The 13,534-nt window shown below is 57.6% G+C and carries 13 protein-coding genes and 2 tRNA genes; 6 read left to right on the top strand and 9 right to left on the bottom strand.

The window, feature by feature from the left end; all coding sequences use genetic code 11:
* Nucleotides 1–11: 11 nt before the first annotated feature.
* From CPA59_RS04835 to CPA59_RS04825, 3 genes are read left to right on the top strand one after another with little or no spacing between them, the layout of a single operon-like run.
* A complete protein-coding gene (locus CPA59_RS04835) occupies nt 12–1,022 on the top strand; it encodes a D-2-hydroxyacid dehydrogenase family protein (RefSeq protein WP_049854454.1) in 1,011 nt (336 codons plus the stop codon).
* Nucleotides 1,022–1,501 carry a GNAT family N-acetyltransferase gene (locus CPA59_RS04830; RefSeq protein WP_038918066.1) on the top strand — a complete coding sequence of 160 codons (480 nt, stop codon included), beginning with the start codon at nt 1,022–1,024 and terminating at the stop codon, nt 1,499–1,501. Before CPA59_RS04835 ends, CPA59_RS04830 begins: the two co-directional genes overlap by 1 nt.
* A gap of 53 nt (nt 1,502–1,554) precedes the next feature.
* Nucleotides 1,555–2,067: a GNAT family N-acetyltransferase gene (locus CPA59_RS04825; protein ID WP_107758805.1), complete on the top strand. Its 513-nt coding sequence runs from the start codon at nt 1,555–1,557 to the stop codon at nt 2,065–2,067.
* 59 nt (nt 2,068–2,126) lie between these two features.
* On the opposite strand, the gene mltA is transcribed toward CPA59_RS04825, so the two are convergent.
* Complete coding sequence (gene mltA, locus CPA59_RS04820) at nt 2,127–3,278, bottom strand: murein transglycosylase A (protein ID WP_107758804.1); 1,152 nt, start codon at nt 3,276–3,278, stop codon at nt 2,127–2,129.
* A 210-nt stretch (nt 3,279–3,488) separates the two neighbouring features.
* On the opposite strand from mltA, the gene CPA59_RS04815 reads away from it, so the two are divergent.
* Together CPA59_RS04815 and CPA59_RS04810 are read left to right on the top strand one after the other, a co-directional pair.
* Nucleotides 3,489–3,565: transfer RNA gene (locus CPA59_RS04815), tRNA-Met, on the top strand.
* 39 nt (nt 3,566–3,604) lie between these two features.
* A tRNA-Met gene (locus CPA59_RS04810) sits at nt 3,605–3,681 on the top strand.
* Nucleotides 3,682–3,760: 79 nt separating this feature from the next.
* Here the strand turns inward: CPA59_RS04810 and amiC are convergent.
* Complete coding sequence (amiC, locus tag CPA59_RS04805) at nt 3,761–4,999, bottom strand: N-acetylmuramoyl-L-alanine amidase AmiC (protein ID WP_038918062.1); 1,239 nt, start codon at nt 4,997–4,999, stop codon at nt 3,761–3,763.
* Between the two features lie 224 nt (nt 5,000–5,223).
* Between amiC and argA the strand changes: the two genes are divergently transcribed.
* Nucleotides 5,224–6,549, top strand: coding sequence for an amino-acid N-acetyltransferase (gene argA / locus CPA59_RS04800; protein WP_013316727.1), 1,326 nt, complete (start codon nt 5,224–5,226; stop codon nt 6,547–6,549).
* Nucleotides 6,550–6,670: 121 nt separating this feature from the next.
* Here the strand turns inward: argA and ptrA are convergent, their stop codons facing one another.
* The 7 genes from ptrA to lgt form a co-directional block, all read right to left on the bottom strand.
* On the bottom strand, nt 6,671–9,568 hold the full coding sequence (ptrA, locus tag CPA59_RS04795; protein WP_107760767.1) for a pitrilysin: 2,898 nt from the start codon (nt 9,566–9,568) through the stop codon (nt 6,671–6,673).
* Between the two features lie 39 nt (nt 9,569–9,607).
* Nucleotides 9,608–10,015 (bottom strand): prepilin-type N-terminal cleavage/methylation domain-containing protein, encoded by a 408-nt coding sequence (locus tag CPA59_RS04790; protein WP_038918061.1) that lies wholly within the window; start codon nt 10,013–10,015, stop codon nt 9,608–9,610.
* On the bottom strand, nt 9,981–10,427 hold the full coding sequence (locus CPA59_RS04785) for a YgdB family protein (protein ID WP_174213728.1): 447 nt from the start codon (nt 10,425–10,427) through the stop codon (nt 9,981–9,983). The genes CPA59_RS04790 and CPA59_RS04785 overlap by 35 nt, the downstream gene beginning before the upstream one ends.
* A complete protein-coding gene (locus CPA59_RS04780) occupies nt 10,417–11,010 on the bottom strand; it encodes a prepilin peptidase-dependent protein (RefSeq protein ID WP_107758803.1) in 594 nt (197 codons plus the stop codon). Before CPA59_RS04780 ends, CPA59_RS04785 begins: the two co-directional genes overlap by 11 nt.
* Entirely contained in the window at nt 11,004–11,495 is a 492-nt protein-coding gene (locus tag CPA59_RS04775; RefSeq protein ID WP_107760765.1) for a prepilin peptidase-dependent protein, read from the bottom strand. The genes CPA59_RS04780 and CPA59_RS04775 overlap by 7 nt, the downstream gene beginning before the upstream one ends.
* Before the next feature lie 249 nt (nt 11,496–11,744).
* Nucleotides 11,745–12,539, bottom strand: a complete 795-nt coding sequence (gene thyA, locus CPA59_RS04770) for a thymidylate synthase (RefSeq protein ID WP_038918059.1) — start codon at nt 12,537–12,539, stop codon at nt 11,745–11,747.
* 31 nt (nt 12,540–12,570) lie between these two features.
* A complete protein-coding gene (gene lgt / locus CPA59_RS04765) occupies nt 12,571–13,434 on the bottom strand; it encodes a prolipoprotein diacylglyceryl transferase (RefSeq protein WP_038918058.1) in 864 nt (287 codons plus the stop codon).
* Between the last annotated feature and the right edge of the window lie 100 nt (nt 13,435–13,534).

Below are 13,534 nucleotides of genomic sequence, written 5' to 3'. Positions count from 1 at the left end.
GGAGCCCCTGCATGAACATCGCCATATTGGATGACTATCAGGATATCGTCAGACAGCTGAACTGCTTTTCACTGCTGAACGGCCATCAGGTACGGATTCTGAATCAGACCTATACCGATACCGCCCAACTGGCAGCACAGTTGCAAGATGCTCAAGCGCTGGTGCTGATTCGTGAACGTACCCGTATTACTGATGAATTGCTGGCTCAACTGCCGAACCTGAAGTTAATCAGCCAGACCGGCAAGGTGAGCCAGCACCTCAGCGTTGACGCCTGTACCCGGCATGGCGTCGCGGTGGCCGAAGGCACCGGCTCGCCGGTGGCGCCCGCCGAATTGTGCTGGAGTTTGATCATGGCGGCTTCGCGCCATCTGCCTTGTTACCGCGACCAGTTAGCTCAGGGTCACTGGCAACAGAACGGCAGGTTGGGATTGGGAAGAACGCTGCATGGCCTGACGCTCGGCATCTGGGGATACGGAAAAATCGGACAGCGTATCGCCCGGTACGGCGCGGCATTCGGCATGACGGTGTTGGTGTGGGGCAGCGAGACGTCACGTGAACTGGCGCGCCAGCACGGTTTTACCGCCGCCGACAGCAAGGCTGCGTTTTTTGCCGACGCCGACGTGCTGTCGCTGCATCTGCGTTTGAACGACGCCACCCGTCATAGCGTAACGCAGCCGGACCTGGCATTGATGAAACCGGATTCGTTGTTCGTCAACATCAGCCGCGCCGAACTGGTGGAGCCGGGCGCGCTATGGCGCGAGCTGTCCGCCCATCCCGGCAAACAGGCCGCGCTGGATGTCTTCGACCACGAACCCGCAACGCCGGCAAACGAACCGTTGCTGGCGCTGCCTAATGTGCTGGCCACGCCGCATATCGGCTATGTCGAGCGCAACAGCTACGAGCTTTATTTTAAAACCGCGTTTGAGAACGTGGCGGCATTTGCCACTGGGCGCCCGGCCAATCTGGTCAACGGCCCGGCGCTTTTTACCCCCAGCCGAAACGCCGCAACAGGAGCCGATTGATGCAACCTCCCGCGATCACGCTGCGTAAAGCCCGCCGAAACGATGCGCAAACGGCGTTTGACCTGCGTAACCGCGCCATCCTGCACGGCTGCCGCCATGACTATGCGCCAGAGCAACTGCAGCGCTGGGCCAGCGGCACCCTCAGCGAGGCTTTCGAGAACACCGTCACTCACCATTTTCACCTGGCGGAGAGAGCCGGCCGGATCGTAGCAACGGGTATGATCAACCTCCACACCGGCATGATCGACGCGGTGTTTGTCGACCCGGAGGCGATGGGGCAAGGGGTGGGCAAACGGATGATGCAACATCTCGAAACGCAGGCTCGCGCGGCAGGTCTGGCGGAAATTCGGCTCGACGCCAGCCTGAACGCCGCACCGTTTTACCGCTCGCTGGGCTTTTCAGGCGATGAAGTCAGCCTCTACCACTCGCCACGGGGCTTCTCGCTGGCCTGTATCCCGATGGTCAAGGTTATCGACTGACAATATCTCGACAAGCGATAGGCTGTTATTCCGGTTCCCAGCACGAGAAAAAAATGAGCGATATCATTATCAGACGTACCGAAGCACGCGATGCCGCCGCCGTAGCCAGCATTTATGAAGGGGAACATGCCTACTCAGGCACACTGCAACTACCTTATCCGTCACTGGCTGTGTGGGAATCGCGTTTGAACCACATGCCGGAGAATGTTTATAGCCTGGTTGCTGAATGGGAAGGCGAACTGGTGGGCAATCTGGGATTTGAAATATTCAGCAACCCGCGCCGCCGCCATGCCGGAACCTTTGGCATGGGCGTCAAGGATGCGCATCAGCATCGGGGAGTTGGCAGCGCCCTGTTGTCAGCCTTGACCGACCTGACGGACAACTGGCTGAACATCCACCGTATTGAGCTAACCGTTTACACCGATAACGACGCCGCGCTGGCGCTATACAGAAAATTCGGCTTTGTCGTCGAAGGCGAGTCCAAAGATTACGCCTTCCGCCATGGTCGTTTCACGGATGTCTTTCACATGGCGAGAATACGCCCGGCAAATACAACCAACCGGTAGGCCTGCGGAAGAGGAATGTCCCGCCGCGATACAGCAATAGTACGGCGGGACGAAAATCATTAGTTGGAACTACTGACCAGTCCACCAGCCCCGGTGCTGTTGCCTGCGCTGAGCAACGGCATGGCAGAAGAAGACTGCGCGTTTCTTAATACCCACACCCGACCGTAATGATTGTAGAACCCGGCGGCGTGTCCGGCATCCGTCCCAATACCCTGATAAATATCGAAATGTTGTCCTTTTATCGCACCGCCGACATCCAGCGCGACCATTAAACGCATCTCATATTTGCCGGTAAATTTGCCCTGATTATCCAGCAACGGCACTTCCGCCAGCAGCGTGGTACCGGCCGGGATCAGCGAGCGGTCAGACGCCACAGAGGCTTTAGCTACCAACGGCACCGCGCTGGCGCCCTTCACCGGCATCGATGCCATCGGTTTAAAGAACACGAAAGAGGGATTCTGCACCAGTAATTCCCGGACTTCCGCTTCGGTATGCCGGTCGGCCCACTGTCGGATGGCCTGCATCGACATCTCTTCTCTGGGCACCTCGCCGCGATCAATCAACACTTTGCCGATACTGCGGTAAGCATGACCGTTTTTGCCGGCATAACCGAAAAAGGTCAACGGGCTGCCATCGCCGAAATCCACATAACCGCTGCCCTGCACTTCCATCATGAAGTTGTCCATCAGCGAATTAGTCCAGGCGATAGCCAGTTCGTTGCTCAGCGCGCCGGAATAAATGGCGGAGCGATCCGGCAGACGGCCGTTCTTGCGTACGCGAGGCATGGCGTACAGTGGGAAACGGAACTCGCCCTGACGGTAGTGGCGCGCCTGCACCACCGGGGTGTAGTAGCCGGTAAACTGCACGTTGCCAAAGCTGTCGACGCCTTCCATCTGCCAGGCGCCGAGGCCGAACTGCGTCAGTTGACGGGTATCGCCGCCAGCCTGAATCCAGTTCTGAATGGCCTGAAAAATATCGCTGTTGCGGGAGTAGAGTCCGGGAGAGGATGCCTGAATCTGGCTGATCTGTTGGGAAAAATCGACCGTGTTTACCGGCTTGCCGTTAGCGTTCGGCGCGTTGACCCATTCCAGTGGCTGATCGAGACGGCCATCTTTATATTGCTGACCACGATCGCTGGGTCGGGTCTGACAACCGGCCAGTATGGCGATGACGACCCCGGTCAACACGTACTTCCCCCACCATCCTTTCATTTCCGTGCTCTCTTCTTGCTTGAGTGTGAAACCACGCAGAACGATAACAAACAGGCGGGGAGAATAAAACGCATCGCATCAAAACGACACTCGGCAGTCTAAAAAATCAACGTAATGCCGACATTTCCATCATCCGTCGGCAAAAGCGTAAACTATTTGCAAAAAGAGGTTGCATCGAAGCGAACGCGGAGTATAGTGCGCATCCACGGACGCGGGGTGGAGCAGCCTGGTAGCTCGTCGGGCTCATAACCCGAAGGTCGTCGGTTCAAATCCGGCCCCCGCAACCAATTGATGTACCAGCATCATATCAGAAGAAAGAAGACGGACGCGGGGTGGAGCAGCCTGGTAGCTCGTCGGGCTCATAACCCGAAGGTCGTCGGTTCAAATCCGGCCCCCGCAACCAATAAATAGACACCCGAACGGGTGTTTTTTTATGCCTGCAATTCAGGCATTTCTTTCCGGCACAGTACGCCTTTCGGCGCTTATCGCACCTGAGCCGCAAAATAGGCTTTGATCCCTTCCAGAATCGATTGCGCCACCTGTTGCTGAAAACGGCTGGTGCGCAGCTTGCGCTCCTCTTCCAGATTGCTGATAAACGCCGTTTCCACCAGCACCGACGGAATATCCGGCGCCTTCAGCACCGCAAACCCGGCCTGATCGACGCTGTTTTTGTGCAGGTGATTGACCTTGCCCAGCCGATGCAGAATTTCTTTGCCGAATTTCAGACTGTCGTTGATGGTCACGGTTTGCACCATGTCAAACATGGTGCTGTCCAGATAGCGGTCGCCGCTCAGGCTGACGCCGCCAATCAAATCCGATTCGTTCTGGGTTTGCGCCAGATAACGCGCCGCTGAACTGGTCGCGCCTTTTTTTGACAACGCAAACACTGAGGAACCGCGGGCGGCCCGGCTGGTGAAAGCATCGGCATGGATGGAGACAAACAGGTCGGCGCGCTGTTTGCGCGCTTTAGCCACCCGCACTTTGAGCGGAATGAACACATCCTCATTGCGGGTCATGTAGACCTTCATGTTGTGCTCACGCTCGATCAGCGCTTTCAGGCGTCGGGCAATTTGCAGCACCACGTCTTTTTCGCGGGTCCGGTTTTTGCCGATGGCGCCAGGGTCTTCTCCGCCGTGCCCCGGATCAAGCATGATAACCAGCGGCCTTTCGCGCCCCGCCTTGCCGTCTTTGGGCTTTTCCGGCGGTAGCGTCCGTTCCAGATCGCCTTTATTGTAATCTTCCAGCAACGCCAGCAACGGGTCATCAGCGTCGTCATAACGACCGGCGGCGGGATATAAATCCATCACCAGACGGTTCCGGAAGCCTGCGACCGGCGCCAACGTAAACAGTTTAGGATTGACCTTCTGCCTTAATTCCAGCACCAGACGCACGGTATTCTTGTCGAACTGCCCGGCGCGCGCCGTTTTGATGAAAGGATCCGGCCGTTCGAATTGCCGACCGGCATTTTTCAGCACGCTATTCAACGAGGCATTTTCAATATCCACCACCAGACGATCGGGATTTTCCAGCATAAACTGGCGATACTTAAGCGGCTGGCTGGACTCCAGCGTCACACGGCTATAGGCGGAAGAAGGCCACACCCGCACGGCAATCACCTGCGAGGCGGCGGCCAGCCCGATGCCGCTGATACTCAGTAACCAGGTGGCGGCGGCGCCCTGTAATAAATGACGACGGGTCAGATGGTGCTTCGGATCAGACATGCAACTCCGGTAATGGCTAAAGAAATCAGGCAGATTGATAAAAACGTCAAAAACTTTAACCAATACGCATCAGACTGTCATGCAAAAATCATTTTTATGTTTTTTACTGTGATAAGCAGACTTCGCTGAACTATCGGGCCAGACCGAAAAGTTATCGCTTGCCTTTTAGTTTACGAAGAATAAAAATACGAAAATATCGAATAAAAATTCAAAGAGGGCTCGCAGTGAAGGAACGTAGTACAGAACTGGTTCAAGGCTTCCGCCACTCAGTTCCTTACATCAACGCACATCGTGGTAAAACATTTGTCATCATGCTCGGCGGCGAAGCTATCGAACATGAAAATTTTGCCAAAATCGTCAATGATATCGGGCTGTTGCACAGTCTGGGCATCAAGCTGGTGGTGGTTTACGGCGCACGCCCCCAGATCGATGCGAACCTGATGGCCCATCACTACGAGCCTCGCTACCACAAACATACCCGCGTAACGGACAGCACCACGCTGGAACTGGTGAAACAGGCGGCAGGCATGCTGCAACTGGACATCACCGCCCGGCTGTCGATGAGCCTGTTGAACACGCCGCTACAGGGCGCGCACATTAACGTGGTCAGCGGCAACTTTATCATCGCCCAGCCGTTGGGCGTGGATGATGGCGTCGACTACTGCCACAGCGGGCGCATTCGCCGCATTGACGAAGAAGCGCTGCATCGTCAGTTGGACAGCGGCGCTATCGTGCTGTTGGGTCCGGTGGCGGTTTCCGTCACCGGTGAAAGCTTCAACCTGACATCGGAAGAAGTCGCCACCCAGCTGGCTATCAAACTCAGGGCCGAAAAGATGATCGGTTTCTGCGCCTCCCAGGGCGTGACCAATATCGAAGGCAGTATTGTGTCCGAACTGTTGCCAGACGAAGCCCAGCAGCGCATTCAGTCACTGGAGGAAGCCGGTGACTATAACTCCGAGATTGTGCGTTTCCTGCGCGGTGCGGTGAAAGCCTGCCGCAGCGGAGTACGCCGCAGCCACCTGATCAGCTATCAGGAAGATGGCGCGCTGTTGCAGGAACTGTTCTCCCGTGACGGCATCGGCACCCAGATCGTGATGGAAAGCGCCGAGCAAATCCGCCGGGCGACCATCAATGACATCGGCGGTATTCTGGAGCTGATTCGCCCGCTGGAGCAACAAGGCATTCTGGTGCGCCGTTCGCGCGAACAACTGGAAATGGAGATCGACAAATTCACCGTGGTGGTCCGCGATAATCTGACTATCGCCTGCGCTGCACTCTATCCGTTTCCGGAGGAGAGCATCGGTGAAATGGCCTGCGTGGCGGTGCACCCGGAATACCGCAACTCGTCGCGTGGCGATCAGTTACTGCATCATATCGCCGTACAGGCTCGCCAGCAGGGGCTCAAACGCCTGTTTGTGCTGACCACCCACAGCATCCACTGGTTCCAGGAACGCGGTTTCCAGCCGGCGGAGGTCGCCGTATTACCGAAACGCAAGCAGGAGCTTTACAACTACCAGCGTCGCTCCAAGATTCTGGTCATCGACCTGTAAGGCAAATAACGCGTGGTTCATCGCCACGCGTTACCCGCTCGGTTTCCCTGCTTTTCCTTGTGCCAGCCATTTCTCCTGGCGCAGGCATTCATACTTTCAGCAGCACCTACTGTCCGGCGCCTTACTGGGTTTCCGTCTGTTTTTGTTCCACCGGTTTCAACGTCAGCGTTCGTTGCAGTGCGGAAGTCGATGCATAGGATTGCCATTCCGACGGCCGGGCATAGTCAGCCTGCCCACTCGCACTGCCGGAAATCTGGGATAGAATCGCCAGCCCCTGTGGATGCAGCGCCTGCCGGAAAAAGTCGGTTAACTGCGCCGACGAAATAGACGCCAGTTGTCCAATCAACTGCTGGCGGGTATCGAAGGCAAAATTCTCCCGTTCCAGATCGCCGCGCAGGCGGGCCGCCTCTTCATCCAGCGTCTGAGGCGGCTGACTGAGCGCATTGATCAACCCCTGCTTATTCTGGGCAAACGTCTCTGCGTTCATGGCGCTCAGGCGCTGCTCCGCCTTGCCAAAAAAGTCCTGATAACGTTGATAGAGGTAGGCAGGCTGCTGGCTGTTGCTTTGCAGCAGGAAACCAATCCCCCACTGGCGATCGACAGAGATCGGGGTGGCGAACACGGCATAGCCCAGCTGTTCGTCAGTACGCAACTGATTAAAGAACCAGGGATGAATGATCTGACCCAGCAGCTTACTGTAAGCCGCGCTCTGTACTTCGTCATACCCTGTCGGAATATATACCGCCGCCAGCGCCGAATCGGTGCTGGTCGCGCTGCGTTGCAGCGTGGCTCGCTGTGGCTGGCTGATGCTGACGGATTGTCCGCGCCACCATTCGGTGCCGCCGCAGCCAAGACGTTCACGCAGGCTGTGCGACAAGCTAACCACCTTGTCCTGTTCCAGATTGCCGACCACCAGCATTTCCGGCGCTGCCTGATGCAGTAAGGCCTTGCGGTATTCCATCAGCTCCTGCAGCGTAATATCCTTCAGCAAATTGCGCCGCTCGCTTCGTTCGCTATAAGGCACGCTCGACAACCCCTTAATCGGGAACATCGCCTGCTCGTACGCTTTGGCCTTCTCGGCTGCATCCAACTGCTCGGCGTACCAGGATTTTGCCTGTTCCAGCTGTTCTTCCGTCGAGCTGAAGCTGGCGTATTGTTCCACCAGCGTCAGCAATAGCTCCGGCAGATGTTGGGTGTAGCCGCTGGCCGTCATCATCAGCCCGTCATTGCTGCCGGTGGAGAAGCTGATGCCGCCCACCGATGCCTGATAGCTGAGCGCATCCAGCGCCACGCCGGCCAGATAATCATTCAGGGCGAACAGCACCTGATGACGGGCGGAATCGCTCGCCATCCGGTTACGCAGCATCAGCGTGATATCGGCTTTGGGTTCGCTGGCGAAATGGCGGCTCGGCATGTAAAACACGCGCAGCCCCGGCTGGTCGACCACTTTCTTCGGATGCGTAATAGCGGCATCCGCGGCAATCAGCGAAAAACTATCCGGGATGTAAGGGTTGGGCGTCGGCAGACTGAGCGCCAGCGACTGTGCCGTCTTCTGCCACTGCGCCATCCGCTCGTCGCCAATCTTGTCTACCTGATAAGGCGCGCCAACAAAATACGCCTCTTTATTGTGGGGCTGCTCCGGGCTTATTACCCAGATACGCGCGTTTTGCGGCGTCATGGCCGACAGCCGCGCCTTGATCGCCTCAGGATCGAACCGATCCGCCAGATAAGGTCCTTCAAGGGTATATTCCACCGGTAGCCGCAGCATGGTATCCGCCAGCCACTCCACATAGCTCATATCGCGGGTAAGAGAGGGGTAGCGGAAATCAATACCCAGCACCCGTGATATCTCATCGAAGTAACGCGGCTGAATCCCTTCCTTACGCAGTTTTTCCAGATAGCTGAACACCCCGGCGATCACGTTATCCTGCTGTGCCAGTCCTTTGTCGGTCAAATCAACGCTGATATTGAAGACGCCGCTGTCGCGCTCGGACATGGGATCAGAACTGGCGCGTACCGACTCGGCCAGACCTTGTTTTTGCAGCCAGTCAGAAAGCGTGTTCTGGCTGCGATTGCCGATCAGGTAGCTGATGTAGGTATCCGTTTTGCTGCGAAACGCCGGGCTGTTGTTATCGATCCGAAATTCAATCTTCAACTGCTTGCGGGGTTGCGCTGGGACATAATGAATGAATAACCCGCGCTGTTCATCAGTCACCACAGGGGCGGCAATCGGCGGTACGCTGGCCTGACGATTGGCTATCCGCCCGAAGGTCGAGGCGGCGATGGCAGCCAGATCCGGCAACGGCAACTTGCCGTAAATCACGCCTTTCATCAGGTTGGCGGAGTAGTAGCGCTGGTAGAAATTGACCAGTTCATCATGCAGTTTACTGCCGGGCTTATCACTGAGGGTTTCCAGGTTGCCGCCGGCGAAGCGGGAGCCGGGATGCGCCGGGTTAATGGTTTCGGCTTCCACCTGCTCCATGCGCAAGCCATCGCGAGCGCGGGCCATGGTCAACTCCGCATTTACCGCGTGGCGCTCACGATCGGCGTTGACCGGATCGAGCAGTGGTTCGGCAATCGCATCGGCCAGCCGGTCGACGGCGGGCTGCAACGCATCGTTTTCCACTTCGAGATAGAAAGCGGTGCGATAAGACGCCGTGCTGGCATTATGGCTGCCGCCGTGCATTTTCAGAAATTCGGCTAGCCCATCCGCCTGCGGATAACGCGTCGACCCCATCAGCAGCATGTGTTCCAGATAGTGGGCCAGACCCGGCTGTTGCGGGGGATTATCCAGCGAACCGACCGGTATCGCCAGCGCCGCCAACGAACGGGTGGCCTGCGTATCGGACACCAGCAGAACCGTCATACCGTTATCAAGCCGTATCGCCTGATACTGCCGAACGTCATTCTCACTCTTTCTTATCGTCTCGGGTAGCGGCTGCCAGCCATCCGCCGCCTGACTGATCGGAAACCAGAAACACAGCAATAAAGCGCTTAACCAAATACAAGATTTCCGCATCAACATCTCCAAAGGCGTTATACAGGCAGTTATTCCAGGCTATGGGCTGTCACGTTGCACAACTGCGTCAGGGGTATCACAAAACCAGCGGCCGAGCACCGCACGATAGCGATAGGGCGTCACTACGGTCACCGTCACACGGCGACAGGCCGGAGGATGTCGTTGTTCTTCCCGGCTCACACGCCATCCGGCGGGAACGCTCCGCGACGACGATGAAACGCTGTCTGCGCCTTCAGTTTCCAGTTGCTGATGAGCCAGCCGCCACGCCTGACGCTGCTGCATCTGATGCAACAACGATTGCTGAAGTACCTGATGATATTGCAAGAGGCCGACCAACGAAACCGCAAATAACAGCGCGGCGACCAACGTTTCCGGCAGACTGAACCCAGCGCAGGGCTCACGACGCGACCTTTCATTGCGCCGGGACACAGGCCGGCTCCGCCGCATCCGGGCAAAAATCCAGCCATCCGCCCGCGACGGGCCGGATGCCGCCGTCGGCCGCTGCGGCATCGGCCATTACCCGGTGATAAAACGCCAGTGGCTGCGGATTACCGGCTATCCGCCCCTCCCCCCGCAATAGCCCGGAATGGTCTTCGCCACTTATACGCAGACAGGCGCGTAACTGCGCCGACTGCCGAGCCTGACACTGCCACTCGCCGGTGGTTTGCCAGCGCAACCCCATTCCCCAGTTCAGCGACGACAGCCCCTGATTGAATGCCTGCCAGAAGCGCTGTTCGTCAATTCCCTGCTGCAACTGAATATCCAGTTGGCGCTGCAATCCGCCCAACATTAACAAGCCGATCATCATAACCAGCATCACTATCACCAGTATGCTGCCCTGCTGCCGCCTACCCTGCATGATTCCTCCCTGCCACCAGGCTGTCGACCTGCCGCCGCCGTGTCGAACGCGCGGTCCAGTACCCCTCCAGCAATATCCGATAACGCGGTTGCGCACCGGACGTCTCCTTCGTTACCTCAAAACGGGCGATGGTCACTTCGCTGGGATCCAGCAATTTCTCCCAGCGGTTGCCCTGACAACGGGGGCCGCCCGTTTGCACCTCCAGCGTGCCATCGCGCAGGCGATAGCTGAAAAACTCCGGCTCCGACTGTTCCCCCGTTTCCCAACGACCATTGCGGTTGACGTCATAAGCCACTGATAGGCAACTCACCTGTTTCGTGGCGCCGGCCTCCAGCGTCAGCGCGCTTCCCTGACAGCGGCCGGCGCAAAATCCGGCGCGCCGAATGTCTTTCTCTATTCCGAACAGGGTCTGCCCCAGCAACTGTTCCAGCCGGATCAGGCTGGCACTATCCTGCGTCTGGACCCGCAGCAACGGCAGCAGCTGCGCCACCGCCAGCATGATCAGGCTGCTCATCCCCATCGCCAGCATCACTTCCGGCAGGGTAAACCCGCCTGCGGCTTTCCCGGTTAATCTGTTCAACATAACGGGATCCCCTGAACTGGCCGGGACTCGCTGCAAAGGCGCAAGCGCCCGCGTGCCGAGATCACCAGCCTCACGCGCCCAGCCGGGTTGCTCAGGGTGAGATGCCCAGCCTGTGCGGCATTACGCAGGCCGTAAAACACCAGCCGCTCGCTGGTGGTTTCGGCGATCGCCGTATCCCGCACCGCGCGGGTAAAAACGAAAGCGCTTTCCAGCGGACAGGAAGCCGGTTCGGCGCCATTCCCAATACACCAGCTATCACCAGCCGACTTGAACCACAGACTTTCGGTCTGATTGCGCCAGTAGGCGTTGGCCTGTATGCGCGTCATGAATGCCAGCAGGTGCCGGGCGTGCTGCTCCAGCAAAAGCGCCTGGCGATAAGCCAGCCAGCTATGCAGCCCGCCGCCTGTCAGCAAAGCCACAATGGTGATCACCACGATGAGTTCCAGCAGGGAAAAACCCTGTTGCCGTACGCTGTTTCTGTTCATGACCGCCATTCTAAAGCGCGGTATCAGCGTGAATAGCGCCAGAGGATGGGGTTACGAGGCGCTTCGCAGGCAAGATGCGGGGCGGCGGCAACATACAGAGAAACTGCGCGGCCGCTCGCAAATCAGGAGAGAGGACAAAAAAACCGCCCAACGGCAAGATGTCCGACTGATCAGCAGGAAACCGCGATTTCCATTGTCAGCAACATCCGCCGTTGGGCGGTATCAGGTGATATCAGAGCAGGATAAGACTCAGACGGCTACCGGCGCCTTGATGGCGGGGTGCGGGTCATAACCCTCTATGTCGAAATCGTCAAACTGGTAATCAAACAGCGACGCCGGACGGCGTTTGATCACCAGCCGCGGCAAAGGACGCGGCTCGCGGCTAAGCTGCAGACGAGTCTGCTCAAGGTGGTTGTTGTAGAGGTGGGTGTCGCCGCCGGTCCAGACGAAATCACCCACTTCCAGGTCACACTGCTGCGCCATCATATGCACCAGCAGCGCGTAGCTGGCGATGTTGAACGGCAGGCCGAGGAAAATGTCGCAGGAGCGCTGGTACAACTGGCAGGAGAGTTTGCCGTTCGCGACATAAAACTGGAAAAAAGCGTGGCAGGGCGCCAGCGCCATTTTGTCCAGCTCGCCCACATTCCAGGCGGAAACGATGATGCGGCGGGAATCCGGGTCCTGTTTCAGCTGTTTTAGCACCGTCTGCAACTGGTCGATCTGACGGCCGTCCGCCGCCCCCCAGGCGCGCCATTGCTTGCCGTAAACCGGCCCCAGGTCGCCATTTTCATCCGCCCATTCATCCCAAATGGTGACCTTGTTGTCATGCAGGTAGCCGATATTGGTATCGCCGTTCAGAAACCACAGCAGCTCATGGATGATGGAGCGCAGGTGGCAACGCTTGGTGGTCACCAGCGGAAAGCCATCCTGCAGGTTGAAACGCATCTGATGGCCGAAAATCGATAACGTCCCCGTGCCCGTGCGGTCATCCTTGGGAGTCCCTTCTTCAAGCACCTTTTTCATCAGTTCCAGATACTGTTTCATACCACCTCACCTACTTAATTTTTATCAACATTTACTGCCGGGCAGACTGGCGACGATACGCCCAGACCATCATCAGGATTCCGGCCAATACCATCGGCACCGACAGGATCTGCCCCATACTGACGCCGCCGAACAGCCCCAGTTGAGCATCCGGCTGGCGGAAGAATTCCACAATAATGCGGAAGCAGCCGTAGCCGATCAGGAACAGGCCGGATACGCTGCCCATCGGGCGTGCTTTGCGAATGAACACATTCAGAATGATAAACAGCACTACCCCTTCCAGCACCAGTTCATACAACTGCGACGGGTGGCGGGGCAATACGCCGTATTGATTGAAGATCGCCTGCCACTGCGGGTTGCCGGCCGCCAGCGCCATGTCTTCGCCGCGCGACCCCGGAAACAGCATCGCCCACGGCGCATCGGTACTGACGCGGCCCCACAGCTCGCCATTGATGAAGTTGCCCAGACGCCCGGCGCCCAGACCAAAAGGAATCAGCGGGGCAATGAAATCAGATACCTGGAAGAAATGACGTTTGGTGCGATGCGCAAACCACAGCATGACCGCGATGACGCCCAGCAGGCCGCCGTGGAAAGACATGCCGCCGTCCCACACGCGGAACAGATAGAGCGGGTTATCCAGAAACGACGGGAAAGCGTAGAACAGCACATAACCCAGACGACCACCTACAAATACGCCGAGGAACCCGAAATAGAGCAGGTTTTCCACCTCTTCCTTGCGCCATCCGCTACCCGGTTTGTTCGCCCGGCGTACCGCCAGCCACATGGCAAACACAAACCCGACCAAATACATCAATCCATACCAGTGCAGGGAAACCGGCCCTAACGAAAAAATTACCGGATCAAACTGGGGAAATACCAGATAGCTCGTCGTCATCGATCACCACATTATCGTTGCTTTGTCCCTGATTTCGGGGCTATTCAAGGGCCGGAAGGAAGGCAGGGCTTCCGTCAGCCGTCCGCGGTTGCGCATGATA

The sequence above is a fragment of the Dickeya sp. Secpp 1600 genome (assembly GCF_003049805.1).
Taxonomy (GTDB): Bacteria; Pseudomonadota; Gammaproteobacteria; order Enterobacterales; family Enterobacteriaceae; genus Dickeya; species Dickeya fangzhongdai.
The sequence above is the reverse complement of the archived record's forward strand: the minus strand, read 5'-3'. Positions and strand labels throughout refer to the sequence as shown.